The 25,666-nt window shown below is 74.2% G+C and carries 24 protein-coding genes and 1 riboswitch; of the genes, 9 read left to right on the forward strand and 15 right to left on the reverse strand.

The window, feature by feature from the left end:
- Positions 1–40 precede the first annotated feature (40 nt).
- The gene (bfr, locus tag ACSHWO_RS24630) at positions 41–520 is read right to left on the reverse strand and encodes a bacterioferritin (RefSeq protein WP_438314949.1); all 480 of its coding nucleotides are present in this window, start codon (positions 518–520) and stop codon (positions 41–43) included.
- A 172-nt stretch (positions 521–692) separates the two neighbouring features.
- Between bfr and ACSHWO_RS24635 the strand changes: the two genes are divergently transcribed.
- Positions 693–1,325, forward strand: a complete 633-nt coding sequence (locus ACSHWO_RS24635) for a sulfite oxidase-like oxidoreductase (RefSeq protein ID WP_438314952.1) — start codon at positions 693–695, stop codon at positions 1,323–1,325.
- A 37-nt stretch (positions 1,326–1,362) separates the two neighbouring features.
- On the opposite strand, the gene ACSHWO_RS24640 is transcribed toward ACSHWO_RS24635, so the two are convergent.
- From ACSHWO_RS24640 to thiO, 5 genes are all read right to left on the reverse strand, one after another.
- Positions 1,363–2,220 (reverse strand): deoxyribonuclease IV, encoded by an 858-nt coding sequence (locus tag ACSHWO_RS24640; protein ID WP_438314955.1) that lies wholly within the window; start codon positions 2,218–2,220, stop codon positions 1,363–1,365.
- Between the two features lie 20 nt (positions 2,221–2,240).
- Positions 2,241–4,178: a Stk1 family PASTA domain-containing Ser/Thr kinase gene (gene pknB / locus ACSHWO_RS24645; protein ID WP_438314958.1), complete on the reverse strand. Its 1,938-nt coding sequence runs from the start codon at positions 4,176–4,178 to the stop codon at positions 2,241–2,243.
- A gap of 240 nt (positions 4,179–4,418) precedes the next feature.
- Complete coding sequence (locus ACSHWO_RS24650) at positions 4,419–5,213, reverse strand: thiazole synthase (protein WP_361088302.1); 795 nt, start codon at positions 5,211–5,213, stop codon at positions 4,419–4,421.
- A 5-nt stretch (positions 5,214–5,218) separates the two neighbouring features.
- On the reverse strand, positions 5,219–5,419 hold the full coding sequence (gene thiS / locus ACSHWO_RS24655) for a sulfur carrier protein ThiS (RefSeq protein WP_361088299.1): 201 nt from the start codon (positions 5,417–5,419) through the stop codon (positions 5,219–5,221).
- Positions 5,416–6,600 (reverse strand): glycine oxidase ThiO, encoded by a 1,185-nt coding sequence (gene thiO, locus ACSHWO_RS24660; protein ID WP_438314962.1) that lies wholly within the window; start codon positions 6,598–6,600, stop codon positions 5,416–5,418. The genes thiS and thiO overlap by 4 nt, the downstream gene beginning before the upstream one ends.
- Positions 6,596–6,710: riboswitch (TPP riboswitch) on the reverse strand. Its footprint overlaps the gene before it by 5 nt.
- Before the next feature lie 101 nt (positions 6,711–6,811).
- On the opposite strand from thiO, the gene ACSHWO_RS24665 reads away from it, so the two are divergent.
- From ACSHWO_RS24665 to ACSHWO_RS24685, 5 genes are all read left to right on the forward strand, one after another.
- Positions 6,812–8,077: an NAD(P)/FAD-dependent oxidoreductase gene (locus ACSHWO_RS24665; protein ID WP_438314965.1), complete on the forward strand. Its 1,266-nt coding sequence runs from the start codon at positions 6,812–6,814 to the stop codon at positions 8,075–8,077.
- Positions 8,078–8,184: 107 nt separating this feature from the next.
- Positions 8,185–8,550, forward strand: coding sequence for an Rv2175c family DNA-binding protein (locus tag ACSHWO_RS24670; RefSeq protein WP_360632684.1), 366 nt, complete (start codon positions 8,185–8,187; stop codon positions 8,548–8,550).
- 78 nt (positions 8,551–8,628) lie between these two features.
- Positions 8,629–9,279, forward strand: a complete 651-nt coding sequence (gene thiE / locus ACSHWO_RS24675; RefSeq protein WP_385822519.1) for a thiamine phosphate synthase — start codon at positions 8,629–8,631, stop codon at positions 9,277–9,279.
- Between the two features lie 69 nt (positions 9,280–9,348).
- On the forward strand, positions 9,349–10,266 hold the full coding sequence (gene metF / locus ACSHWO_RS24680) for a methylenetetrahydrofolate reductase [NAD(P)H] (protein ID WP_385822477.1): 918 nt from the start codon (positions 9,349–9,351) through the stop codon (positions 10,264–10,266).
- Between the two features lie 41 nt (positions 10,267–10,307).
- Entirely contained in the window at positions 10,308–11,309 is a 1,002-nt protein-coding gene (locus tag ACSHWO_RS24685) for a hypothetical protein (protein WP_438314969.1), read from the forward strand.
- A 64-nt stretch (positions 11,310–11,373) separates the two neighbouring features.
- Here the strand turns inward: ACSHWO_RS24685 and ACSHWO_RS24690 are convergent, their stop codons facing one another.
- The 5 genes from ACSHWO_RS24690 to ACSHWO_RS24710 all read right to left on the reverse strand — a co-directional run bounded on the left by ACSHWO_RS24690 (position 11,374) and on the right by ACSHWO_RS24710 (position 15,638).
- Positions 11,374–12,792, reverse strand: a complete 1,419-nt coding sequence (locus ACSHWO_RS24690) for a phytoene desaturase family protein (RefSeq protein ID WP_438314972.1) — start codon at positions 12,790–12,792, stop codon at positions 11,374–11,376.
- Positions 12,793–12,823: 31 nt separating this feature from the next.
- A complete protein-coding gene (locus ACSHWO_RS24695; protein ID WP_438314975.1) occupies positions 12,824–13,483 on the reverse strand; it encodes a DUF4126 domain-containing protein in 660 nt (219 codons plus the stop codon).
- A gap of 127 nt (positions 13,484–13,610) precedes the next feature.
- Complete coding sequence (locus tag ACSHWO_RS24700) at positions 13,611–14,012, reverse strand: DUF3040 domain-containing protein (RefSeq protein WP_361088274.1); 402 nt, start codon at positions 14,010–14,012, stop codon at positions 13,611–13,613.
- Positions 14,013–14,323: 311 nt separating this feature from the next.
- Positions 14,324–15,082: a methyltransferase gene (locus tag ACSHWO_RS24705; RefSeq protein ID WP_385822352.1), complete on the reverse strand. Its 759-nt coding sequence runs from the start codon at positions 15,080–15,082 to the stop codon at positions 14,324–14,326.
- 73 nt (positions 15,083–15,155) lie between these two features.
- A complete protein-coding gene (locus ACSHWO_RS24710; RefSeq protein WP_438314979.1) occupies positions 15,156–15,638 on the reverse strand; it encodes an SAV_6107 family HEPN domain-containing protein in 483 nt (160 codons plus the stop codon).
- A 204-nt stretch (positions 15,639–15,842) separates the two neighbouring features.
- Here ACSHWO_RS24710 and ACSHWO_RS24715 point away from each other — a divergent pair, with 204 nt between their 5' ends.
- Genes ACSHWO_RS24715 through ACSHWO_RS24725 form a run of 3 tightly spaced genes read left to right on the forward strand, consistent with a single transcriptional unit; the run spans position 15,843 to position 19,484 of the window.
- The gene (locus ACSHWO_RS24715; protein ID WP_438314982.1) at positions 15,843–16,769 is read left to right on the forward strand and encodes an ATP-binding cassette domain-containing protein; all 927 of its coding nucleotides are present in this window, start codon (positions 15,843–15,845) and stop codon (positions 16,767–16,769) included.
- A complete protein-coding gene (locus tag ACSHWO_RS24720) occupies positions 16,741–18,828 on the forward strand; it encodes a YhgE/Pip family protein (protein WP_438314985.1) in 2,088 nt (695 codons plus the stop codon). Before ACSHWO_RS24715 ends, ACSHWO_RS24720 begins: the two co-directional genes overlap by 29 nt.
- A 29-nt stretch (positions 18,829–18,857) precedes the next feature.
- Positions 18,858–19,484, forward strand: a complete 627-nt coding sequence (locus ACSHWO_RS24725; protein ID WP_361088259.1) for a TetR/AcrR family transcriptional regulator — start codon at positions 18,858–18,860, stop codon at positions 19,482–19,484.
- A 334-nt stretch (positions 19,485–19,818) separates the two neighbouring features.
- Here ACSHWO_RS24725 and ACSHWO_RS24730 read toward each other — a convergent pair whose 3' ends face one another.
- The 4 genes from ACSHWO_RS24730 to ACSHWO_RS24745 form a co-directional block, all read right to left on the reverse strand.
- Entirely contained in the window at positions 19,819–22,266 is a 2,448-nt protein-coding gene (locus tag ACSHWO_RS24730; RefSeq protein ID WP_438314988.1) for a transglutaminaseTgpA domain-containing protein, read from the reverse strand.
- The gene (locus tag ACSHWO_RS24735; protein WP_438314991.1) at positions 22,263–23,633 is read right to left on the reverse strand and encodes a DUF58 domain-containing protein; all 1,371 of its coding nucleotides are present in this window, start codon (positions 23,631–23,633) and stop codon (positions 22,263–22,265) included. The genes ACSHWO_RS24730 and ACSHWO_RS24735 overlap by 4 nt, the downstream gene beginning before the upstream one ends.
- Positions 23,633–24,643, reverse strand: a complete 1,011-nt coding sequence (locus tag ACSHWO_RS24740) for an AAA family ATPase (protein WP_361088250.1) — start codon at positions 24,641–24,643, stop codon at positions 23,633–23,635. The genes ACSHWO_RS24735 and ACSHWO_RS24740 overlap by 1 nt, the downstream gene beginning before the upstream one ends.
- Positions 24,644–24,780: 137 nt before the next feature.
- Positions 24,781–25,329 carry a beta-class carbonic anhydrase gene (locus ACSHWO_RS24745; protein WP_438314994.1) on the reverse strand — a complete coding sequence of 183 codons (549 nt, stop codon included), beginning with the start codon at positions 25,327–25,329 and terminating at the stop codon, positions 24,781–24,783.
- Positions 25,330–25,666 lie beyond the last annotated feature (337 nt).

Below are 25,666 nucleotides of genomic sequence, written 5' to 3' on the forward strand. Positions count from 1 at the left end.
GAACCCGCGGCTCCCGCCCGGCTCCGCGCCGGGCCGCGGGTCAGCTCTCCGGCTGCTCGATCAGCTGGGCGATGTAGAGCGGCTCGCCGAGGGTCTCGATGAGCTCCAGCTGGGTGTCGAGGTAGTCGATGTGGTGCTCCTCGTCCGCCAGGATGTCCTCGAACAGGCGCGCCGACGTGATGTCGCTCTTGCCGCGCATCACCTCGATGCCCCGCTTGAGCCGGTCGATCGCCTCGACCTCCACCTGGCGGTCCGCCTGGAACATCTCGGTCAGGGTCTGCCCCACACGAACGTGGAAGAGGCGCTGGTAGTTCGGGAGCCCGTCGAGCATCAGGATGCGTTCGGTGAGCTTGTCCGCGTGCTTCATCTCGTCGATGGACTCGGAGCGGGTGTACTCGGCGAGTTTGGTCCAACCCTTGTTGTCCTGGATCCGGTAGTGGAGCCAGTACTGGTTGACGGCCGTGAGCTCGCCGGTCAGCTGCTCGTTCAGAAACTCGAGGACCTCGGGGTCGCCCTGCATCGCAGAGGCTCCTTCCAGGCAAAGTCAGCAAGTGACGGATCGGTTGCGCGCATCCTTGCACCGCCGTCGGGGGCCGTCCAGTAAGTGCCTCCTTAGTGGGAGTTGCTGTGACATGTCCGAATCGGCCCGTGCCTGGTCATGACCACCCCGCCGCGTCTGTCACCATGGAGTCATGGGTCAGCCGGAAAGCCGGGAATCTCCGGGAGCAGAACAGCCGGAGCTTCCACCGGGGCAGCGGCTTCAGCGGGGCTGGCCGGTCACCCACTACGGGCCCGTGCCCAAGTTCAAGCCGGAACGCTGGGAGTTCCGTGTCTTCGGCGCGACCGCCGACGGCGAGAAGCACTGCTGGAACCACGAGCAGTTCACGGCCCTGCCCTTCGAGTCGGTCGTCGCCGACCTGCACTGCGTGACGAAGTTCAGCATGCTCGGGGCCGAATGGGGCGGGGTCCTCGCCCGCGAGATCCTCGCCCTCGCCCCGCCCGGGCCGCAGGTCACGCACGTGATGGTGTGGGCCGAGTACGGCTTCAGCTCCAACCTGCGGCTCGCCGACTTCGCCTCGGACCGGACCGTCTTCGCCACCCACCAGGGCGGTGAACCGCTCACCGCCGAGCACGGTTTCCCGGTTCGGCTCGTCGTGCCCCACCTGTACGCGTGGAAGGGCCCGAAGTGGGTCCGCGGCGTCGAGTACATGACCGCCGACCGGCGCGGGTTCTGGGAGGAGCGGGGCTACCACAACATCGGCGACCCCTGGCGCGAGCAGCGCTACTCCTACCAGGAGGAGCCCGGGGACGGCCCCGAGCTGTAGCCCGGCGGCGAGCCCCCCGGGCCCGCCCGGGCCGGGCTCAGTGCAGGGCGCGCAGCTCCTTGAGCAGCGCCACGTCGGCCGCGTGCCCCTCCTTGCCGCCCGGCGTCTCGATGATCAGCGGCACCCCCTCCATCGCGGGGTGCGTGAACAACTCCCCGAAGGCCTCCCGGCCGATGTGGCCCTGACCGATGTTGGCGTGGCGGTCCTTGTGCGCTCCCACGCCCTCCTTCGAGTCGTTCGCGTGGACCAGCTTCAGCCGCCCCTCGCCCACCGTGTCGACGAGCAGGTCCAGCGTCTGCTTCACACCGCCCGGCTCCGCCAGGTCGTGCCCGGCCGCGAAGGCGTGGCAGGTGTCCAGGCAGACGCCCAGCTTCGGGTGGTGGTCGAGCGCGTCGAAGTACGGGCCGAAGTCCCAGGTCCGCGAGCACAGCGAGGAGCCCTGCCCGGCCGTGGACTCCAGCAGCAGCATCGGGTCGTCGTCGTGCACCAGCTCGTCCAGCAGCGGCAGCACGTGCTGCCTGATCTGCGCGTACGCCGCCTCGCGGGGCCGGCCCCCGGTCGCCGACCCGGTGTGCACGACCACGCCCAGCGCGCCGATCGCCCGGCCCCGGCGCAGCGAGTGGCGCAGCGACTCCACCGACCGCTCCACCGTCGCCCCGGTGTGCGAGCCGAAGTTGATCAGATAGGGGGCGTGCACGTAGGCCGGGATCGACCCGGCCTCGCAGCCGGCCCGGAACAGTTCGTCCTGGGCCGGGTTCCCCGCCGGGGTGGCCCAGCCGCGCGGATTGGCCACGAAGACCTGCACCGCCTCGGCCGCCAGCTCCCGCGCGTACGACAGCCCGACGGTGGCGAGCCCGCCCGCCACCGGGACGTGCCCGCCCACGGGGTTGCGCATGGCCGCAGTGTCCATCCCCGCTACAGCCCCTTGATCCGCAGGACGATCTGGCTGCCTTCCGGGGCGTTCTGGCCGCCCGGCACCGACTGCACGTCCACGATGTTGGTGAAGTTCAGGAAGGCCCTCTCCACCTTCACCTTGAAGCCCGCGGCCTCCAGCGTCCTGCGGGCCGCGTCCGCCTCCAGCCCGACCACGTTCGGCACCGGGACCTGGCGCGGACCCTTCGAGGCCGTGAGCACGACCGTGTCACCGGCCGCGGCCTGGGCGCCCGCACCCACCGACTGGTTGGCGACCGTGCCGGCCGGGAACGGCGAGTTGATCTCGTCGGGAGCCGTCTCGACCTTGAGGCCGAGGTCCTGTAGCGCGGTCCGGGCCTGGTCCAGGGGCTTGCCGGCCACGCTCGGCACCGGCACCGGCCGGCCCTTGCTCACCGTGATCGACACCGCGGTGTCGGGGGCCCGCTTCTGCCCGCCGTTCGGCTCGGTGGAGATCACCGAACCCTGCGGCACGTCCTCGTTGAACGCCTGCGTGACGATGCCCGGGGCCAGACCGGTCTTGGTCAGCTCCGCCTTCGCCGCCTCCAGCGGGCGGCCCTTCACGTCGGGCACCACCACGACCTCCGGGCCGCGGGAGACGGTCAGCACCACCGCACCGTTGCCGCGGATGCGCTTCGCGCCCTGCGGGTCGCTGGCCATGACCGTCCCGCGGTCGAAGGCGTCGCTGAACTTCCGGTCGACCCGCTTCACGCCGAGCCCGGCCGCGGACAGCTCCGAGCGGGCCTCCGCCTCCGTCTTGCCGAGCAGGTTGGGGACCTTGGTGAACTGGCCGGAGCCGATGTACCAGACGCCCGTGCCGATGCCGAGGGCCAGCAGTACGGCCGCCACCACCAGCAGCGGGCCGCGCCGCACCCGCACCCCGGCCCGGGCCCGGCCCGGGGCCGACTCCGGCGCCGGGGCCTGCGCGGCCGGCCCGGGCAGCGGCGGCTCGGCCAGCAGGGAGGTGTGCTCCACGGGCTGCCGGGCACCCGCGGTACGCGGTATGACGCTCGTACGGTCCTCGGCGGACGACCGCACCTCGGCGTGGGCCTGCGGCGGTACGGCGTCCAGCTCGACGTCCGTCAGCCGGCTCCGGGCGTCCAGGGCCAGCCCGAGCAGCGCCGCGGCGTCGTACGGACGCAGGTCCGGCGTGCGGGCGGTGGCCTGCACGACCAGCTCGTCCAGCGCGACCGGCAGCCCGGGGACCGCGGCCGACGGGGGCGGGACGTCCTCGTGCAGGTGGCGGTACAGCACCTGGGCCGGGGTGCCGCCGGTGTGCGGCTTGTCGCCGGTCAGCATCTCGTACAGCACCACACCGCAGGCGTAGACGTCGACACGGGTGTCCGTGACGCCGTTCTCGATCTGCTCGGGCGCGAGGTAGGAGACGGTGCCGAGGACCGCGCCGGTGGTGCTCGTGACCGTGTCCACGGACCGGACCAGCCCGAAGTCGGCCACCTTCACCCGGCCGTCGTCACCGATCAGGACGTTCTCGGGCTTCATGTCCCGGTGCACGAAACCGGCCCGGTGCGCGGCCCCCAGCGCGGCGAGGACCGGCTCCAGCACGTCCAGCGCGGCCCGCGGCTGGAGCGCGCCGCGCTCGCGCAGCACGTCGCGCAGGGTGCAGCCGGAGACGTACTCCATGGCCAGGTACGTGTACGGGCCGTCCGTGCCCTGGTCGAACACGGCCACCACGTTGGGGTGCGCGAGCCGGGCCACGGACTTCGCCTCGCGGATGAACCGGTCGACGAAGGCGGCGTCCGCGGCCAGCGCCGGGTGCATCACCTTCAGCGCGAGGATGCGGTCGAGGCGGGTGTCCAGGGCCCGGTAGACCGTGGCCATGCCGCCTGCCGCGATGCGGGCGTCGATGCGGTAGCGGCCGTCGAGCGTCTGCCCGACGAGCGGGTCATCCAGGGTCGTGTCCACCGGGCCATCCTACGAGCCGGTGCGCTGCGCGGGCCGGGGGCGGCCATGCCTTGCAGCACAGCTGTGACGCGACCCACCCTTCGCCGCCGCCGCTGCCGCGATCCAGGCCGCGCGGCGTCTGAGCGCACCGGGCGCGCAGCGCCCGGAACGGGTCGGGGGCGGAGCCCCGGTCGGGGAAGGGGCGGGGTGCGGAACGGCTCCGCGCAGCGGCAACGGCGGCAACGGCGGCAGCGGCGGCGGTCAGAAGGCCGGGCGTTCCGGGTCGAGGGCGGCGCGGCCCTCGCCCGGGGACGAGGCGTGCGCGAAGCGCCGCTGCGGGATGCGCCCCGCACGGAACGCGAGCCGCCCCGCGGACACCGCGTCCCGCATCGCCCCCGCCATCAGCACCGGCACCTGCGCCCGCGTCACGGCGGAAGCCAGCATGACCCCGGCGCAGCCGAGCTCCATGGCCAGCGCGACGTCGGAGGCGGTTCCCGCACCCGCGTCCAGGATCACCGGCACCCCCGCCCGCTCCACGATCAGTTCGAAGTTGTGCGGGTTGCGGATGCCCATGCCCGACCCGATGGGCGAGCCGAGCGGCATGACGGCCGCGCAGCCGGCGTCCTCCAGCTTCCGGGCCAGCACCGGGTCGTCGTTGGTGTACGGCAGCACCGTGAAACCGTCGTCCACCAGGGTTTCGGCGGCGGCGAGCAGTTCCTCCCCGTCGGGCAGGAGGGTCCGCTCGTCGGCGATGACCTCCAGCTTGATCCAGTCGGTGCCGAGCGCCTCCCGGGCCAGCCGGGCCGTGAGCACCGCCTCGCCGGCGGTGTAGCAGCCGGCCGTGTTCGGCAGGACCGCGATGCCGAGCTTGTCGAGGACGCCGAGGACGGAGCCCTGCACGGCCGGGTCGAGCCGGCGCATCGCGACCGTGGTGAGTTCCGTACCGGAGGCGAGGAGGGCGTGTTCCAGCACCTCCAGGCTGGGCGCCCCGCCGGTGCCCATGATCAGGCGGGAGGAGAAGGTCCGGCCGCCGAGGACGAATGCGTCGTCCGCCATGGTGCTCAGCCTCCCTGGACCGCGGTGAGGACCTCGACCCGGTCGCCGTCGCCGACCGCGGTGTGCGGCCACCGCCCGCGCGGGACCACGGTCTCGTTGAGTGCGGCCGCGACCCCGGAGGGGGCGGTGGTGAGGGAGGCGACCACCACGTCGAGGGTGGTGCCGGGCGCGAGCTCGCGCGGCTCGCCGTTGACGGAGATGGTCATGCGTACGACTCCTGACGTGCGGGGGAGAAGCGGCGCGGGCCGAACGGCCGGGCGGCCTCGGGCAGGACGCCGGTGGCGAGCAGCTCGGCCATGGCGTCGCCGGTGACGGGGGTCAGCAGCACCCCGTTGCGGTAGTGCCCGGTGGCCACGTGCAGGCCGGGCAGGGCGGTGGGGCCGAGCAGCGGGGCGTTGTCGGGGGAGCCGGGGCGCAGCCCGGCCCGGGTCTCGGTGAGCGGCAGTTCGGTGATGCCGGGCACCAACTCGTGTGCGTCGCGGAGGAGTTCGTACACCCCGCCGGCGGTGACGGTGGTGTCCCAGCCGAGTTCCTCGCTGGTGGCGCCGATGACGAGCTCGCCGTTCTCGCGCGGCACCAGGTACACGTGGCTGCCGCGTACGACCGCCCGTACCGTCCGCGACAGGAACGGCGCGTACGGGGCCGGCACCGCGAGCCGCAGCACCTGCCCCTTCACCGGCCGGACGGGCGGCAGCGCCTCGTCGGGGACGCCGGCCAGCCGGCCGCTGAGCGAGCCCGCGGCCAGGACCACCTGGTCGGCGGAGAGCGCGGTGCCGTCGTCGAGCAGCGCGCCGGCCGCCCGGTCGGCGGTGACCAGCAGCCGTTCGGCGGTCGCCCGGTGGATGTCGACGCCGGCGCGTTCGCAGGCGGCCAGCAGGGCGGCCGCGAGCCGCCGCGGGTCGACCTGGTGGTCGCCGTCGACGCGCAGGCCGCCGCGGACGCCGGGGGCGAGCATCGGTTCCAGGCGGCGGCACTCGCGGCCGGTGAGCCACTCGGACTCCAGGCCGCAGCGGCGCTGGAGGGCGTGCAGCTCGCGCAGGTGGAGCCGGTCGTCGGCGTCGAGGGCGACGGCGAGCGTGCCGCACGCCCGGTAGCCGACGTCCATGCCGCCGCTGGCGTCGGCGAGTTCGGCGACGAATTCCGGATAGCGGGCGGCGGAGGCGAGGCCCAGGCCCAGCAGGGTCTCCTCGCCGTAGTGCAGTTCGGTGACGGCGGCGAGCATGCCCGCCGCGACCTGGGCGGCGCCGCCGCCGGGCGCCGGGTCGGCGAGGGCGGTGCGCAGCCCGCGCCGGGCCGCCCTCCAGGCCGTGACGAGGCCGATGATCCCGCCCCCGATGACGAGGACGTCGAACCCCGCGGCCACCGCGGATCCCTTGGACGAGTGCATGGGCGTCCAGCCCCTCCCTTCGCCGGCATGACCCGGATCAGGTTCGGACGGTCGGAGGCCGGCCAGCCTCCCTCTCAGCCCGGTGCGTCCGGGCTCCCGCGACAGGTACGGTGGCCACAGTAGCCGTTCCCCTTCGGCGAGCGGGAGAGAGCCGGGACGCGGCCGCCGGTGCACCGCCTCCTCACCGATCGTGCTGACTAGGGTGGGTCGCGTGAGCGAGCAGACCGAACAGACTCAGAACGGCGTCCTCATCGTCGGCGCCGGAATGGCCGGGGTGCAGACCGCCGTGGCCCTCCGTGAGCAGGGCTGGACGGGCCCCGTGACCCTGCTGGGCGCCGAGCCCCACCAGCCGTACGACCGGCCCCCGCTGTCCAAGGCGGTCCTGCTCGGCAAGGCCGAGGACTCCGCCTTCGACGTCGACTTCGAGGGCCTGGGCATCGAGCTCCGGCTCGGCGTCGAGGTGACCGGGCTGCGGGCCGCCGACCGCGAAGTGGACACCGAGGCCGGCCCGGTCCCCTACGGGGTGCTGGTCCTGGCGACCGGTGCCGAACCGCTGACCCTGCCCGGCGCCGAGGGCGTCCCGGGCGTCCACCTGCTGCGCACCCTCGACGACGCGGCCCGGCTGCGGCCGGTGCTGGCCCGGACCCCGGCCACCGTCGTCGTCGGCGCCGGGTGGATCGGCGCGGAGTTCGCCACCGCGGCCCGGGAGGCGGGCTGCACCGTGACGGTGGTCGAGGCTGCGGACCGGGTGCTGGCGGGCGCCCTGCCGGCCGAGGTCGCCGCCCCGATGGCCGGCTGGTACGAGGAGGTGGGGGCGGACCTGCTGACCTCCGCCAAGGTCGCCTCGGTGGAGTCCGGGCGGGTCCTGCTCGCGGACGGCCGGGAGCTGCCCGCCGGAGCGGTGGTCGTGGGCATCGGGGCGCGGCCGGCGACGCGCTGGCTGGCCGGGTCCGGCGTCGCGCTCGGCGCCGACGGCTCGGTCACGGCGGACGCCCATCTGCGGACCTCGGTGCCGGGGGTGTACGCGGTCGGTGACTGCGCCTCGTTCCCGTCGGCGCGTTACGGGGCGCGGCTGCTGGTGCACCACTGGGACAACGCGCTGCAGGGGCCGCGGGTCGTCGCGGCGAACATCCTGGCCGAGGCCCGGGCCGAGGCGGAGGGGCTGCCCCCGGCCGGGGCGGCGCTCCAGGTCTACGACCCGGTGCCGTACTTCTGGTCCGAGCAGTTCGGGCGGTTCGTCCAGTACGCCGGCCACCACGCGGACGCCGACACGCTGTTGTGGCGGGGCGACCCCGGCGAGCAGGGCTGGTCGGTGTGCTGGCTGCGCGCCGGGTCGCTGGTGGCGATCCTCGCCGTGGGTCGGCCGCGGGACCTCGCCCAGGGCCGCAAGCTGATCGAGACCGGCACCGCCGTCGACCCCGGCCGGGTGTCGGATCCGGCCACTCCGCTGAAGTCGGCCGTGGCCGCCGCGCGGTAGCGCGGCGGAGCCTCCGTACGGGCGCCCGGGCCGGGCGGGACGCCCGTACGGCCCCGGACGGATCGGCCCGGGTACCGGCGGCGCCCGGGAGGTGGCAGGCTTGTGCCGTGACCGAGATTGACACCAAGATCGATGCCCTTGTCCCCGCCTGGCTCCACCTGCCCGACATCGCCGAGATGCTGGACGTCGAAGTGACCCGGGTCCGCCAGCTGGTCAAGGAAGGTCAGCTGATCGCCGTTCGCCGCGGCGAGAACCGCACCCTGCAGGTCCCCGCCGACTTCATCGACGGCACCAAGCTCGTCAAGGGCCTCACCGGTCTGCTGACGGTCCTGCGCGACGACGGCTTCTCCGACGAGGAGATGCTGGAGTGGCTCTTCACCGCCGACGAGACCCTGCCCGGCACCCCCGTGCAGGCGCTGCGCGAGAATCGCGGCACGGAGGTCAAGCGCCGCGCCCAGGCGCTCGCTCTCTGACCCGAGCCGACTGATCCATCCGCGGGACGCGGGCCGCCGGGAGCGGCCCGCGTTCGCCGCGCCCACCAGGGGGTACCCATGTCCGCCAACGCCCAGCAGCTCTCCGACGCCAGGCTCTACCTGTGCACGGACGCCCGCAAGCGGCAGGGGGACCTCCCCGAGTTCCTCGACGCCGTCCTCGCCGGCGGGGTGGACGTCGTCCAGCTCCGAGACAAGGGCATGGAGGCCGCCGAGGAGCTCGACCACCTCCGGGTGTTCGCCGACGCCGCCCGCCGGCACGGCAAGCTCCTCGCGGTCAACGACCGCGCCGACGTCGCGCACGCCATCGGCTCCGACGTCCTGCACCTCGGCCAGGGGGACATCCCGGTGCCCGCCGCCCGCGCCGTCCTCGGCGAGGGGGTGCTGATAGGCCGTTCCTGCCACGCCGAGTCCGAGGTCGACGCCGCGGTCGCCGAGCCGGGCGTGGACTACTTCTGCACCGGCCCCTGCTGGCCCACCCCCACCAAGCCCGGCCGGCCCGCGCCCGGCCTCGGCCTGGTCCGGTACGCGGCCTCCCTGCAGCAGGACCGCCCCTGGTTCGCCATCGGCGGCATCGACGCCGGCAACCTCGACGAGGTCCTCGACGCCGGCGCCACCCGGGTCGTCGTCGTCCGCGCCCTGACCGAGGCCTCCGACCCGGGGGCCGCCGCGGCGGACCTCGCCCGGCGTATCCGGAACCGCGTCTCCTAAGTGTCCAAAAACCTGTCCACATCACGGACAGGGCTTCGGCGTGCGCGGACGCGCGTCTAACCTGCCCGTATGGCCCTTGGTACCGCTTCCACCCGACCGGACCGTGCACGCACGGTCCGCGAACTGCTGGCGTCCGGGGACCCCTCGTACTCCTTCGAGTTCTGGGCTCCCAAGACCGAGAAGGGCGAGCGCAACCTCTGGAACGCGCTGCGCCGGATCGAGGCGGTGTCCCCGAGCTTCGTGTCCGTGACGTACGGTGCCGGCGGCTCCACCCGGGGCGGCACCGTCAAGGCCACCCAGGAGATCGCCGCCGACACCACGCTGACGCCCGTCGCGCACCTCACGGCCGTCGACCACTCGGTGGCCCAGCTGCGCCACGTGATCGGCCAGTTCGCCGACGCCGGCATCCGCAACATGCTCGCCGTGCGCGGCGACCCGCCGGGTGACCCCATGGGCCCGTGGGTGCCGCACCCCGAAGGGGTGCACTACGCGGCCGACCTGGTCCGGCTGCTGAAGGAATCGGGCGATTTCTGCGTGGGCGTCGCGGCCTTCCCGGAGATGCACCCGCGCTCCGACGACTGGGATACGGACATCCGGCACTTCGTGGACAAGTGCCGCGCCGGTGCGGACTATGCGATCACCCAGATGTTCTTCGATCCGGAGAATTATCTGCGGCTCCGCGACAGCGCCGGAAAGGCGGGCTGCGACACGCCGATCATCCCTGAGGTCATGCCTGTTGTGGCCATCAAGCAGCTGGACCGGCTGCCCCAACTCAGCAATGCGGTCTTCCCCGACGCCGTGAAAGAGCGCATGCTCGCCGTCAAGGACGATCCGGCCGCTGTACGCTCCATGGGGATCGAGTTCGCCACGGAGTTCTGCGCGCGACTGCTGTCCGAGGGTGTCCCGGGGCTGCACTTCATCACGCTGAACAACTCCACGGCGACTCTCGAGATCTACGAGAACCTGGGCCTGCACCAGCGGGCCTGATCGGCCGTACCCCAGGGCGGCCGTACCGAGGGGTGCCACGCATGGGAATGACGGTCCTCTACGTCGCGTTCGGTTTCGTCGCGCTGTGGCTGCTTGCCGAGGTCCTGATGCAGTACAAGGCCCGGCTGCGCTGGCGGCTGCTCGCGTTCGCCGGGTTCCTCGGCGTGGTCGCCGGGGTGGTCCTGCCGTCGGTGCCGGTCATCGTCGGGGGCGCGCTCGCGTTCGCGGTGGGTCAGACGCTGGTGACGTTGTCCTTCCGCAAGGGCTTCGAGGCCGGCTGGGCGCTGCGCAAGGGCAAGGAAGGCAAGGGCAGGGCCGGCAAGGGCGGCAAGGGCGGGGACTCCGCCCCGTCGAAGGGTTCCGCCCGGCGCCGCCGGGCGGGCGGGCCGCGGTCCGAGCCCGCGCTGGAGGTCACGGGGCTGGAGTTCGGTGCCGACGCCGCGGGCGGGCCGGCGGACCCGGAGGCGGGCGCCGACGGGGCCGCGGAGTCCGGGCGGACCCCCCAGCCGCGGTTCCGCGCCGCGACGGAGGAGCTCTACAGCCCGGAGCCGCTGCCCGAGGACACCGGCTCGTACGGGATACAGAGCTTCGCGCCCGGCGCCGACGCCGGGCAGACGGCCGCGTTCGCCTCGCCGTTCACCACGGCCGAGCAGGACGCCCACGGCTACGCCGCCTACCAGGACCCGCAGGCGCAGGGCGGCTACGGCTACCCCGGCGCCTACCAGCCCGGCGGCGAGCAGCAGGTCTACGCCGCCTACTCGGACCCGTACATCGGCACCGGCGGCGGCGTCATCCCGCAGCAGCCGTACGACTACACCCCGTACGGCGGCCAGGCCGCCGACCCGTACGCCGGCGGCGCCGCCGGGCAGGACCAGTACGGGATGGACACCCCGCCCGGCGGGGTGTGGGTGCCGCAGCAGCGGGACGTCGCCCAGCCCTACCCGGCCGACGGCCAGGGCGGGGCGTACCCGCAGCAGCAGCCCCAGCAGCCCCAGCAGTACCCGTACCAGGGTTCCGGCGAGTACGAGCAGTACCGCTACTGAGAGCAGCACCGCCCCGGACTCCGCAGTGGAGGCCGGGGCGGCCCGGTGCGGGCCCGGAACGCGCTCACTGCGAGCCGCGGAAGTCCGCGCCCTCCACGATCAGCCCGGCCACCAGCGCCCCGGTCATCCCCGCGTGCGCCAGCCCGCCGCCGGGGTGCGCCCAGCCGCCCGCGAGGTACAGCCCGGTCAGCGCCGTGGAGTTCGCGGGGTGCAGCAGCCGGCCGCCGGCCCCGGCGAGCGAGGGCGCGGGCACCGCTCCGCCGACCGCCCCGGTGGCCGCCTCGACGTCGGCCGGGGTGCGCGCCTCCCACCACAGCAGCCGCTCGCGCAGCCCCGGCACGGCCCGGGCGGCGAGGTCCAGCAGGGCCTCCGGGTCGGGTGCCGCGGTGGTCCCGCCGGCGGGGGCGCACACCGCGCTGACGGTGACGGCCTCGTGGTCGGCGTCGGGCCGGACGGCCGGGTCGTCGGGGCGCAGCACGGTGAGCTGCGTGGCGGAGGAGTGGACGAGGGTGCGGTGCACGGTGTCGGCGGGGCGGGCTCCGCGCAGCGCGAGCAGCAGGGTGTACCGGGCGGCCGGGGCCGAGGCCCCGGCGGGGACGCCGTCGGGCGGCAGGGGTACGGACAGCTGCCGCGGGTCGACCCCGCACACCACGTGGTCGGCCGGGTGCTCGGTGCCGTCGGCCAGCAGAACCCCGGCCGCCCGGCCCCCGCGGGCCAGGACGTCCCGGACCGGCGCGTCGAAGACGAACTCGACCTTCCGCTCGCGGCAGCGCTCGTACAGGGCGGTCGCCAGGGCACGCATCCCGCCGCGCACGTACCAGCTGCCGAAGGTCTGCTCCATGTAGGGCAGCACGGCCGCGGAGGCGGGCGCGGTCGCCGGGTCGAGCCCGTACGCGCGGACCCGGGCCGCCAGCAGTTCGCCGAGCTGCCCCCCCAGTTCACGTGCGGCGACCTCGGCGAGGGTCGGGGGACGGCGGCGCAGCAGCCCGCTCCTGCGCACCGCGGGGTACGGGTCGCTGCCCAGGGCCCGCCAGTCGGCGCGCAGCGGCTCTTCCAGGAGGGGGCGGCGGGTGGCGTCCCAGGCGTCCCGGGCGCGGTTCAGCACGGCGGCCCAGCGGTCGCCGGCGCCCGTGCCGAAGGCCTGGTCGAGGGCGGCCGCGGCGCCGCCGCGGGAGGCGCCGGGGAGGGTGACGGAGGTTCCGTCGGCGAGGACGTGGCGGACGGCCGGATCGACCTGGACGAGGTCGACGCAGTCCTCCAGGCGCCGCTTGCCGGTCTTGACGAACAGGTCGCGGTAGACGGCGGGCAGGTGCAGCAGCCCCGGGCCCGTGTCGAAGGCGAATCCCTTCCACTCGAAGCGGCCGAGCGAGCCGCCGTAGGTGGAACCCCGTTCGTACACCGTCACCTGGTGCCCCGCCACGGCCAGCCGGGCCGCCGTGGCCATCGCGCCCATGCCGGCGCCGATCACCGCAATTCGTGCCATGGCTCCGACCCTATCGAGCGGCCGGGGGGGGCTAGCGGGGTGGTCCGGGTGCCGGTGCGGCCGGTCCGGGGCGGGCTTCCGGTCCGCCCTCCCCGTACTCCACGGCCAGGCGCTTCTCCTCGCGGCGCTGGGCCCGCCGGCGCAGGAAGCGGCGGATCCGGGACCACAGGAGGACGAGCACGGCGAGGCCGGCGGCGAGCAGGACGGCGGCGGTCACCGCGGCGGCGACGGGGTGGAACACGGCGAGGGTGACGACGGCGGCGACGCCGAGGTCCTCGGCGGTGCTCAGCACGAGGTTGCTGACCGGCTCGGGGGAGGTGTTGACCGCCATCCGGGTGCCGGCCTTGACGGCATGGCTCGCCAGGGCGGTGGAGCCGCCGATCGCGCCGGCGGCTAGCTCGGGGAGCGAGCCGCTCTGGCCGGCGAGCAGGGCGCCGACCACGGCCCCGGCGACGGGCCGGACGACGGTGTGGACGGCGTCCCAGACGGAGTCCACGTACGGGATCTTGTCGGCGACGGCCTCGCAGAGGAACAGCACGCCGGCGACGACCAGCACGTCGGTGCGCTGCAGGGAGGCGGGCACCTCGTCGGTCAGTCCGGCCGCGCCGAACAGGCCGAGCAGGAGGACCACGGCGTAGGCGTTGATCCCGCTGGCCCAGCCGCTGGTGAAGACCAGGGGAAGGACACTCACCGGGCCATCATCGCGCAGCGCGGCCGATCCGGTGGGCGGACGGGGGAAACCCGGACGCTGCGGCCGGAGCCGGGAGGGGGCGGCCGCCGTGCGGCAGCCGCCCCCTCAACCGTGTCCGTGCGGGGTCCTAGTGCCCCTGCTCGTCGCGGCGGCGCTGCCACCGCTCCTCGATGCGGGTCATCATCGACCGACGCTGCCGGTTGCGGCCGTGGGCCGAACCTCCTGCACGTCCGGAGACGGGGTGCTCGCCAGGCTTGGGCGCCTTGCGCCAACCGGTGACCACGAGGACCGTGCAGCCCAGCATGACGAGGAAACCCACCACGCTGACCCACAGTACGTTCGGGATGATCACACCGGTCATGAGGAGCGCGATACCCACCACAATGCCTGCGACTGCCTGGTAGACCCGACGCCGGGTGTACGTACGCAGTCCGCTTCCCTCAAGCGCTGTCGCGAACTTGGGATCTTCGGCGTACAGCGCTCGCTCCATCTGCTCGAGCATTCGCTGCTCGTGCTCCGAGAGCGGCACGGGAGTCCTCCTCATCCTTCGGTCGCGGGGGGTAGCGACCAGGGGTCCCCTTCAGGATAGGCGGGGAATCGCCCCCGTGATACCCGCCCTCCACGCCAGGTTCGAAAATGCACTGCCGGAAAGGCACTGCCCCACAACAAAGCACTGCGCCAAACGTACCGCCGCAGGGACGGCCGTGAGGCCCTTATTCCCCACCGGTCCGTCCGCCATGCCGGTCGCGTCCCACGATCATACGGTGCAGGCCGGGCGGTGGAGGGGGGGCCGGAAGCGGAAGGCCCGGCGGATTCCGCCGGGCCTTCCGGGCCGGGAATTCAGGCGCGCTTCTCGCCGAGTACGTGCAATTGCGTGGCGATGGCGTGGAAGGCGGGCAGCTCCGCGGCGGCCTCTTCCAGGCGCAGGAGTGCCTCCACGGCGCCGGGCTCGGTGTCCACGAGGACGCCCGGGACGAGGTCGGCGAAGACGCGCACCCCGTGCACCGCGCCGACCTCCAGCCCCACTCCGGCGACCAGCTCGGCGAGCTGTTCGGCGGTGAAGCGCCGCGGCACGGGGTCGCCGTCGCCCCAGCGGCCGGCCGGGTCGCCGAGGGCGGTGCGGGCCTCGGTGAAGTGGCCGGCGAGGGCCCGGGCGACGACGGCCCCGCCGAGGCCGGCCGCGAGCAGGCTCAGCGTGCCGCCGGGGCGCAGGGCCGCCACCGCGTTGGCCGCGCCCTCGGCCGGGTCGTCCACGTACTCCAGCACGCCGTGGCAGAGCACCACGTCGTACGACTCCCGCTCGACCACGTCGAGCAGGCCCTGGGCGTCGCCCTGCACCCCGCGGACCAGGTCGGCCACGCCCGCCTCGGAGACCCGGCGCTCCAGGCCGAACAGGGCGTTCGGGCTGGGGTCGACGACGGTGACCCGGTGGCCCAGGCGGGCCACCGGCACGGCGAACTTGCCGGTGCCGCCACCGGTGTCGAGCACGTCCAGCACGTCCCTCCCGGTCGCCTTCACCCGGCGGTCGAGGGCCTCCTTGAGGACCTCCCACACCACGGCGGTGCGGAGGGAGGCGCGGGGGCGGGAAGTGTCCGACACGGCTGATGACTCCTCGGCGCGGTAAGGGCGGGCTATCCGGGTCCCACCCTATTGCCTTCGGCAGTCTCGCAGCTCATCCCGCCTCAGGGCGCTCCGGCCGGGGCTGCGGCAGGGTCTGCGTCACGGGCTGGAGCGCCAGCATCCGCTCGACCAGCCGCAGGAACATCGACGCGGCGCGCAGGAGGTAGTCCGCGTCCTCGCTGCTCGCCGCGTCGGGTATGCCGGCCTCGGCCCGGGCCCGGCGGTCGGCGCCGGAGGCGAACAGGGCGCTCCACTCGGCCAGTTCCGGCGCGAGCTCGGGGAGGACCTCCCAGGCGCTGCGGATGCGGGGCCGGCGCCGCGGGTGCGGCGGCTCGGGCCGCGCCCGGGCGGCGAGCACCGCCGCGGCGACGCGCAGGGCGGCGAGGTGGGCGGTGGCGTAGCGCTCGTTGGGGCGGGTCAGCCGTGCGGCCTCGGCGAGGCCGCCGCGTGCTTTGTCGAGCAGGTCGAGCGCGGCCGGCGGGGCTGCCGACCTGCGCGGGACGGGATGGACAGGGGACGGGGACGGTGTGGCCATGACGAACCTCCTGTCGTTGCGTACTGCTGCTCTTCCCGGCGCTTGGTTCCGTGCCGTGGGTCCATCGTGACGGCCGCCACTGACAATCGCGCCGACCTGCGGCTCTGCGGGATTCCCGGGTCGGTTCACCCCCCTCCGTGCGGGGTCGGCCCAGGGGTGGTAACTTTTGAACTGACCGGTCAGTTCAAAAGAGAGGGGGTCGGCGTGGACAGCCCGCACGGCGCGGCCGTCAAAGCCGAGAACTTCGGACTCAAGGGCCCGCGCGGCTGGGTGTTCCGGGGGGTGGGCATCGATGCCGGTCCCGGCTCGCTCATCGCCCTGGAGGGCCCCTCGGGCAGCGGCCGGACCTGTCTGCTCCTCGCCCTCACCGGGCGCATGAAGCCGAGCGAGGGCCACGCCGAGGTCGCCGGACACCGCCTGCCGAAGCGCATGGCCGCCGTCCGGCGCGTGGCCGCCCTCGGCCCGGTCTCCGGGGTCAACGACCTCGACCAGGCCCTCACCGTCGGCGAGCAGCTGCGCGAGGGCGCGCTGCTCCAGCGCCGCTACGAGGGCCCGGTCCGCGCCCTGCTGCGGCCCCGCGGCGAGCGCCGCACCGCCACCGCGGACCGTATCGACGCCGCCCTGGCCGCCGCCGGCCTGGACCTGGACACGCTGCCCAAGGGCCCGCGCACCTCCGTCCGGGACCTCGACCGCCTGGAGGCCGTCCGGCTGTCCGTGGCCATCGCGCTGCTGGGCTCCCCGCGGCTGCTGGCCCTGGACGACCTCGACCTCAAGCTCTCGGACGCCGAGCGCGCCGAGGCCTGGGCCATGCTCCGCTCGATCGCCGAGGCGGGGACCACCGTCCTCGCCGTCTGCAGCCAGGCCCCGCAGGGCGTACGGGTCCTGCGCACGGGCGCCGAGCCCGAGGCGAAGCCCGGGCCGAAGCCCGCCGCGAAGCCCGAATCGAAGCCTCCCCGGAAGGACACCGCGAAGCCCGCGGCGACGGACACCGGCACGGCCGAGACGAAGCCCGTGACGAAGGGCGGGGCCGAGGGCGCCACGGACGGTTCCGGGGCCGACGACCGGCCCGAAGACGAGACAGACGACACGAAGGGGACGGACGATGCGCTCGCCGAAACTGGCCGCGCTTGAGCTGAAGCGGTTCGGGCGGGGGAAGCTGCCCCGGGCCGCCCTCGTCGCGCTGCTCCTGCTGCCGCTGCTCTACGGAGCCCTGTACCTGTGGTCCTTCTGGGACCCGTACAGCCGCCTCGACCGGGTGCCCGTCGCCCTGGTCAACGCCGACAAGGGCGCCACCGTCGACGGCAACCGCCTGGAGGCCGGCGCGGACATCACGAGGAAGCTGCGCGACAGCAAGACCTTCGAGTGGCACGAGGTGAGCGCGAAGGAGGCGGCCAAGGGCATGGAGGACGGGAAGTACTACCTGTCCCTGACCATGCCGGCCGACTTCAGCGAGAAGATCGCCTCCAGCTCCGGTGACGACCCGACCACCGGGGCCCTCCAGGTCCGCACCAACGACGCGAACAACTACATCGTCGGCTCGATCTCCCGCACGGTGTTCGCCGAGGTCCGCACCGCGGCCTCCACGAACGCCTCCCGGAAGTTCCTCGACAAGATCTTCGTCTCCTTCTCCGACCTGCACGACAAGACCGCCGAGGCCGCCGACGGTGCCTCCAAGCTCAAGGACGGCGCGACCAAGGCCCAGGAGGGCGCGAAGGAGATCGCCGACAACCTCGACAAGGTCGAGCAGAAGAACGGCGAGCTCACCGGCGGGCTGGAGAAGCTGGGCTCGGCCGCCGCCAAGCTGAAGTCCGGCTCGAAGGGCGTCGCCGACGGCACCCAGCAGCTCGCCGACCAGTTCAACGGCATCGCCTCCCAGACCCGCCCGTACCTTCAGAACCCCAAGCAGGTCGCCGACGCGGCCCTGCTCGTGGCCGACACCGCCAAGGTCGTCAGCAACCACCTCGACGCCTTCACCAAGAAGGCCCCCGCCGCCGCCAGGGTCAGCAAGCAGGCCGCGGACCTGGCCGCCGACACCTACACTCGCACCTGCACGGGGGCCGTCGCCAAGCCGCTCCCGGCCAGCTGCGACAACCTGAAGAAGCTGAAGGACACCACCGCCGAAGCCGCCCGGCTCACCGGCGACGTCGACACCCTGGCCAAGGACTCGAACGGCGACATCGCCACGCTCCGCAAGCAGCTCGGCGACCTGGAGCAGAAGGCCCGAAAGCTCGCGACGGGCGCCCCCGAGCTGTCTGCCAAGCTCGACGCGAAGGCCGCCGCCATCAACGCCCTCAACGACGGCGCCCACAAGGTCGCCGACGGCATGTCCCAGCTGCACGCCGGCCTCGGCAAGGCCACCAGCGGCTCCGCGGCCATCGGTGACGGCGTCGGCAAGATCGGCGACGGTGCGCACAGCCTCGACGGCGGCCTGTACAAGCTGGCCGACGGCAACGGCAGCCTGGCCGACGGCCTGCACGAGGGCGTCGGCAAGATCCCGGACTACGACCAGCAGCAGCGCGACGCCCGCACCGAGGTCATGGCCGACCCCATCAAGCTCGCGAACCAGTCCCTGCACAAGGCGCCCAACTACGGCACCGGCTTCGCCCCGTACTTCATCCCGCTCTCCCTCTGGGTCGGCGCGATGGTCGCGTACATGCTGATCGCGCCGATGAACCGGCGCGCCCTGGCCGCCGGTGCCTCGCCCTGGCGGATCGCGCTCGCCGGCTGGCTGCCCGTGGCCGGTCTCGGCGCCCTCCAGGTCGGCATGCTGATGTCCGTCCTGCACTGGGGCCTCGGCCTGGAGATGGAGCACCCGGCCCTGACCATCGGCTTCCTGGTCCTGGTCACCGGCTGCTTCGCGGCGATCGTGCAGTGGCTGAACGCCAAGTTCGGCGCCGCGGGCCGGATCCTGGTGCTGGCCGTGCTGATGCTCCAGCTGACCTCGGCCGGCGGTACCTACCCCGTCGAGACCAGCCCGGGCTTCTTCAACGCCATCCACCCGTACCTGCCGATGTCGTACATCGTCGAGGGCCTGCGCCGCCTGATCACCGGCGGCGACCTGGCCCCCGTCTGGCAGGGCGGCGCGGTCCTGCTCGCCTTCACCGCGGGCGCCCTCGCCCTCACCTCGCTCGCCGCCCGCGGCAAGCAGGTCTGGACGATGGACCGGCTCCACCCCGAACTGAGTCTCTAGGGACCGGGTGACCTGTGAGAATCAGCCACATGGACAGCAGTAGCACCACCGCCGGCGGCGGCCGCCGCCAGGCGACGCGCCAGAAGCTCTACGAAGCGGCCGTCACCCTCATCGCCGAACAGGGCTTCTCCGCGACCACGGTCGACGAGATCGCCGAGCGGGCGGGCGTCGCGAAGGGCACCGTCTACTACAACTTCGCCAGCAAGAACGAGCTCTTCGAGGAGCTGCTGCGGCACGGCGTCGGACTGCTCACCGCCTCCCTGCGGGCGGCGGCCGAGGAGACCGAGGCGAACGGCGGCAACCGGGTCGAGGCGCTCGACGCGATGATCCGGGCCGGCCTGGTCTTCATCGACCGCTACCCCGCCTTCACCCAGCTGTACGTGGCCGAACTGTGGCGCACCAACCGGACCTGGCAGGGCACCCTCATGGTGGTCCGCCGGGAGGCGGTGGCCGTCGTGGAGACCGTGCTGCGCGAGGGCGTGGAGCGCGGCGAGCTCAGCGCGGAGATCGACGTGCCGCTGACCGCGGCCGCGCTGGTCGGGATGGTGCTGGTGGCCGCACTGGACTGGCAGTCCTTCCAGCGCGAGCGGTCGCTGGACGACGTCCACTCGGCGCTGTCGCTGCTGCTGCGCGGACGGGTCAGCGGCAACCGCTGACCGCCGCCCCCCGATCGGCGGTTCTGCCGGCGGGCCCGGCCGCGTACAACTGGTGGGGCCTGCCGCCGGTCCGCCGCGGAGCCTGAGTACCCGTACTCACGCGAGGAAATGAGTACCTGCGCGGATGGGCCCCCACCTGCGCGGACGACAGACTGGGGGCAACGGACGGGGGCCCGGTCCGGACCGCCGACACGGGGCGGCCGGTGCGGACCGGGTCTTCCGCCGTCACCGGGAAACAGGGGGAGTGGGACCCCGGTGGTGCTGTAACGCCGGCGCGGCGGGGCTCGGGGGGATCGAGCCTCGCCGCGCCGGCGTTTTCACGTAGCGCCGCGCCTCAGCCGCGGTCCCGCATCGGCAGGCGCAGCCGCGGCCGCGGGATACGCGCCACCAGCCGGGCCAGTCCGGCCAGCCGGCCGCGGACCGCCTCCGCCCAGGCGTCGCGGCGCGCCTCGGCCGCCCAGCGCAACCGGACCGCGGAGCGCGGCAGCAGCAGCGCCCGCAGCCGGCCGAGCCGGCCCACCCCGGCCAGCAGCGCGGCCCGCGCCAGCAGCACGTCCTGCGCCGGCCGGTACGGGTCCGCGCCGGGCGGGGCGTACAGCGCGCGCTCCAGCGCCCCGGCGACCCGGTGCACCGCCTCTGCGGCCTCCGGCTCCAGCCGGCCCGACTCCACCAGCCGGGACGCGGCCCGGCGCGGCGACAGGGCCCCGTCCGGGGCGATGCCCACGTCCCAGGCGGCGTCGCCCAACTCCTGCCAGGCCGGCAGGACTCCGTCGGCGGCCAGCCGCCGGGCCCGGACCCGGCTGCGCCACAGCAGCGGCAGCAGCGGGACGGCCAGCAGCGCCAGCACCGCGCCCGTCCAGCCGAGCACCGCCGTCACCGACGGGCCGCCGCCCCCGCCGCCCGCGTTCTGCTGCGGCGCGGCGCCGCCGCACTCGCCCAGCTTCTTCAGCTCCGGCGGGCAGGCGTCGGCCTTCGACGGCTCCGCCGACGGCTGCGCCGCGCTCTGCGACGGCAGCGGGGCCGGGGCCGAGGGCTGCGCCGCCGGCCGGTCGGTGCGCGAGTAGTCCGGCAGGCTGATGCCCTGCCGCGGCGTGGGCTCGAACCGGGTCCAGCCGATGCCCTCGAAGTACAGCTCCGGCCAGGCGTGCGCGTCCCGCATGGTCACGTTGACGCTGCCGTCCGCCTGCCGCTCGCCCGGGGTGAAGCCCACCGCCACCCGCGCCGGGATGCCGAGCGAACGCGACATCGCCGCCATCGAGAACGCGAAGTGGACGCAGAAGCCCTCCTTGTCCTCCAGGAACCGGGCGATGGCCGTCGGCCCGGTCCCCGAGGCCACCTTCGTGTCGTAGCGGAACCCGCCGCTCACCGCGAAGAAGTCCTGCAGGGCCACGGCGCGCGTGTAGTCGTCCTTCGCGCCCCTGGTGACCTGGCGGGCGGTCTCCGCGACCACCGGCGGCAGGTTGTCCGGCAGCCTCGTGTACTCCTCGCGGACCGCCCGGTCCGGCTCCGGGGCGGCCTTCAGCTGCGCCGCCGTCGGCCGCAGCAGCAGGCTGCGCACCTGGTACACCGCGCCCTGGACGTTCTGGTAGCGGTCCTTGCCCAGCTGGTCCCCGACGAGGGTCCGGCCGACCGGCTCGAACCGCCACTTGCCGGGGATGTCCACGGACGTCGCCGGGTACGGCATCGGCAGGTACCGCTGCGCGTACGTGTCGGCCGCGGAGAGGTTGGTGCGGACCTCGACGGCGTTCTTGCGGACCTGCTCGCCCAGGCCGGGCGGGACCGGCAGCCGCTCGGGCACGTCGGTCAGGGCGCGCGGCGAGGCCTCCCACTTGACGCCGTTGAACTCGTCCAGCGCCAGGATCCGCAGGTACTGGTCGCTCAGCTGCGGGCTGTCCGTGCGGTACTTCAGCACCACCCGGTTGTCCTGCGCGTTCAGGCTGCCCTGCAGCGAGACGAGCGGGTTGACCGCCGAGATGGTCCCGCCGACCCCGTTCCCGCCGGCCTCGGCCTCGCCCTGGCGGGCCAGCAGCCCGCCACCCAGCGGGGGCAGCACCGCCGGCACCGCCAGCGCGACGCCCAGCGCCACCGCGCCGATCCGCCGACCGGTGCGCACGGGGGACACCGCCTGGCCCGAGCCCGCGCCGCCCCCGTACCCGGAGGCCGCCGACACCCGCCCGGGCGGGGCCGCGCCGAAGACCCGGCCCCACTGGGCCAGCCGGTCCCGGCCCTCGGCCAGCAGCAGCACCAGGTAGCCGCCGCCGGCCAGCAGGAACGCGAACCAGGCGCCGCCCTGGCCGCCGGACAGCCCGGCGGCCACCGAGTACAGCGCGAGCAGCGGCAGCCCGGCCGCCGCGGCGCTGCGCAGCGTCACCGCCAGCAGGTCCACCAGCAGCCCGATCAGCAGCACCCCGGCCAGCAGCAGCAGTCGGATGCCGTCCGTCAGCGGCGCCGGTATCGCGAACTCGGCCACGTCCTGCACGCCGCGCCGGAACAACGCGCCGACGTCCGTCACCAGGTAGGCCATGGGCCCGGTGCCGGTGGACTCGCCCTTCCCCGCGAAGAGGAAGACCAGCACCAGCAGCGACACCAACGCCTGGCAGGCCACGGTCAGCCAGCGCGCCATCGGCACCCGCCGGGCCGCCGCCCCCACCCCGCTCTGCACGGCCAGCAGCAGGCCCGCCTGGAGCAGCCAGCCCGACGACTCCACCAGCGAGGCCAGCGACCACGAGGTCATCAGCGTCGCCAGTGCCGCGAACAGCGTCAGCCGCGCCCGCCCGCTCATGACCGGCCTCCCGAGGTCTCCGCACCCAGCGGTGCACTGCCGGCCTGCCGCCACAGGTCACCGAACGCCGCCCCGGGCGGCACGGCCAGCGCCGTCCAGCCCGTCTCGCGCAGCCGGTGCAGCCGCTCCTCCGCCCGCCCGCCCGGGCGCCCGGCCCAGCGGTCCGGGTCCAGGACGAAGGCCACCGCGGCCCCGCTGCGCCCGCGCATCTTCGCCGCCGTTTCCGTCTGTACGTCGTCCAGGTCGCCGAGGAAGGCGACGAGCAGCCCCTCGCCGCCGGCGCCCGTACCGCCCCCGCCGCCGTCGCCGCTGCGCAGGGCGTCGTACGCGCGCGAGAGGCCCGCGCCGTCGGAGTGCCCGACGACCGCGAGGGTGTCCATCATCAGCCCGGAGGCCTCGGCGGACTCCGAGCCGCCGGAGGAGAAGCCGCCGCCCTCGCCGGGCACCGCGCTCCCGGTGTCGGTGAGCAGCCGCACGGCGAAGCCCCGCTCCAGCAGGTGCACGAGGGTCGAGGCGGCCGCCGACACGGCCCACTCGAAGGCGGAGTCCGGGCCGGCGCCCTCGAAGGCGACCGCCCGGGTGTCCAGCAGGACGGTGGCCCGGCTGCGCTGCGGCTGTTCCTCGCGGCGCACCATCAGTTCGCCGTAGCGGGCGGTGGAGCGCCAGTGCACCCGGCGCAGGTCGTCGCCGCGCCGGTAACCGCGCGGGATCACGTCGTCGTCGCCCGCCAGGGCCAGGGCGCGGCGGCTGCCGTCGCCGTAGCCGGAGGTCTCGCCGGTCAGCCGGGCCGCCGGCAGCTCCTCGGTCCGCGGGACGACGGTGAGCAGGTCGTACGTGCTGAACGAGCGGGTCAGCTCGACCAGCCCGAACGGGTCGGTCAGCCGCAGCTGGAGCGGGCCCAGCGGGTAGCGGCCGCGCAGGTCGGAGCGGACCCGGTAGGACACCTCACGGCGCCCGCCCGGCTCGACGCGGTCCAGCACGAAGCGGGGCCGGGGCCCGAGCACGTAGGGGACCCGGTCCTGCAGCATCAGCAGCCCGGTGGGCAGCCGGGAAACGTTGTCGACGCGCAGCTGCACCCGGGCCTCGGCGCCGGCGGGTACCCGGGCCGGGGTGAGCCGGCGGCTGCCGGCGACCCGGTGGCGGGTGCGGTGCAGGGCGAGGACGCAGACCAGCGGCAGGGCGGCCAGCAGCAGCCCGACCCGGAGCAGTTCGCCCTGGCCGAGCACGTACGCGCAGGCGGCGGCGGCGGTCCCCGCGGCCAGGAAGGACCGGCCGCGGGTGGTCAGCCCCGCCAGCGAGGCGCGCAGCCCGCCCCGCCCCGGACCCCGGCTCACGCCGCCGGCGCCGCCAGGGGCACCGGCACCCATCAGAAGCCCCGGACGCCGGCGGCGGGCGGTATGTCGCTGCGGCCCCGGGCGGCCGGGACGGGGGTGCGCTGCACGATGTCCTGGACGACCTGCTCGGCGGTGCGCCGGTTGAGCTGGGCCTGCGCGGTGGGCAGCAGCCGGTGCGCGAGGACCGGGCCGGCCAGGGCCTGGGCGTCGTCGGGCAGGACGTAGTCGCGGCCGGACAGGGCGGCCGAGGCCTTCACGGCGCGCAGCAGGTGCAGGGTGGCCCGGGGCGAGGCGCCCAGGCGCAGGTCGGGGTGGCTGCGGGTGGCGGAGACCAGGTCGACGACGTAGCGCTTGACCGGCTCGGCCACGTACACGTCGCGGACGGCGTCGATCAGCTTGGTGATGTCGTGGGCGTGCGCGACGGCCTGGAGGTCGTCGAGCGGCGACAGCCCGCCGTGCACGTCGAGCATCTGCAGCTCGGCGTCCGGGCTGGGGTAGCCGACGGAGACGCGGGCCATGAAGCGGTCGCGCTGGGCCTCGGGCAGCGGGTAGGTGCCCTCCATCTCCACCGGGTTCTGGGTGGCGACCACCATGAAGGGGCTCGGCAGGGCGTAGGTCGTGCCGTCGATGGTGACCTGCCGCTCCTCCATGGACTCCAGCAGCGCGGACTGGGTCTTGGGCGAGGCGCGGTTGATCTCGTCGCCGATGACGATCTGGGCGAAGATCGCGCCGGGCTTGAACTCGAACTCGCGGCGCTGCTGGTCGTAGATGCTGACGCCGGTGATGTCGGAGGGCAGCAGGTCCGGCGTGAACTGGATGCGCTGCACCGAGCAGTCGATCGACTTGGCGAGGGCCTTGGCGAGCATGGTCTTGCCGACGCCGGGCACGTCCTCGATCAGCAGGTGGCCCTCGGCGAGCAGCACGGTCAGCGCGATCCGCACGACCTCGGGCTTGCCCTCGATCACGGTCTCGACCGAGTCGCGCACGCGCTCGGCCGTGCTCGTCAGATCCGCGAGGCTCGCTCTGTCGTCATACGTCGTCACCTGGTACTCCTCGGCCCTTTCCGGTAGGGCCGACGTCCTTCGCGCGTGACGGCCCACCCCAACACGGACGCCGGCCCGGACGGGATTCCGGGCGGCGTCATCCCCGCATTGTTGACGGCGTCACGGGGCTGTGTCACTCACGAGGCCGGATCGATCTCCCGCAGGAGCCCGGTGTGCACGTCGAAGACGAAGCCTCGCACATCGTCGCGGTGGGGCAGGAAGGGGTTGGTGCGGACCCGCTGCATGGACTGGCGAACGTCCTGGTCAACGTCCCGGAAGGCCTCGACGGCCCAGGCGGGCCGCTGGCCGACCTCGTCCTCCAGCTCGTGCCGGAAGTCCTCGGTGAGGCTCTCCAGGCCGCAGCCGGTGTGGTGGATGAGTATGACGCTGCGGGTGCCGAGGGCGCGCTGGCTGATGGTGAGCGAGCGGATCGTGTCGTCGGTGACGACGCCGCCCGCGTTGCGGATCGTGTGGCAGTCGCCCAGCTCCAGGCCGAGCGCCTTGTGCAGGTCGAGACGGGCGTCCATGCAGGCCACGACCGCGACGCGGAGTACCGGCCGGGCATCCATGCCGGGGTCCTGGAAGGTCGCGGCATACCTGCGGTTCGCCGCTACCAGCTGATCGGTGACGGACCCGCCGGGGGGCAGTTCGGCGGAGCCTGCGGGCAGGGATGCGGAAGTCGTCATGCCTACGACGGTAGTGGTCACCGCTGGTCGTGGCATGGAGTGAGGGTGGACAAAGAAGGTCAACCAGTCTTGTTGTGAGCTAACCCACAGGAGTGGGCGGGGGGCGGCCGTTCGGGTGATTCGCGGCTTTCGGGGGTTCCTCGGGGGACAGCCGCTACGGCGCGCGCGGGCGGTTCGTTGACCGCGCGGGGCAGTGCACTAAAGTGACGCGAACCGGCCGGAGCCCGGCCCTGACCGGCCGCCCGGCCCCTTGGTAACACTCCGCGTGCGCGGCGCGGCGTATGCCTGCCGCGCCGTTATCTGAGAGGGCGCTTTGACCAGCGAGTCCCGACACGTC

It is taken from the genome of Streptomyces pallidus (ex Mingjun et al. 2026) (genome assembly GCF_051550185.1).
GTDB lineage: Bacteria > Actinomycetota > Actinomycetes > Streptomycetales > Streptomycetaceae > Streptomyces.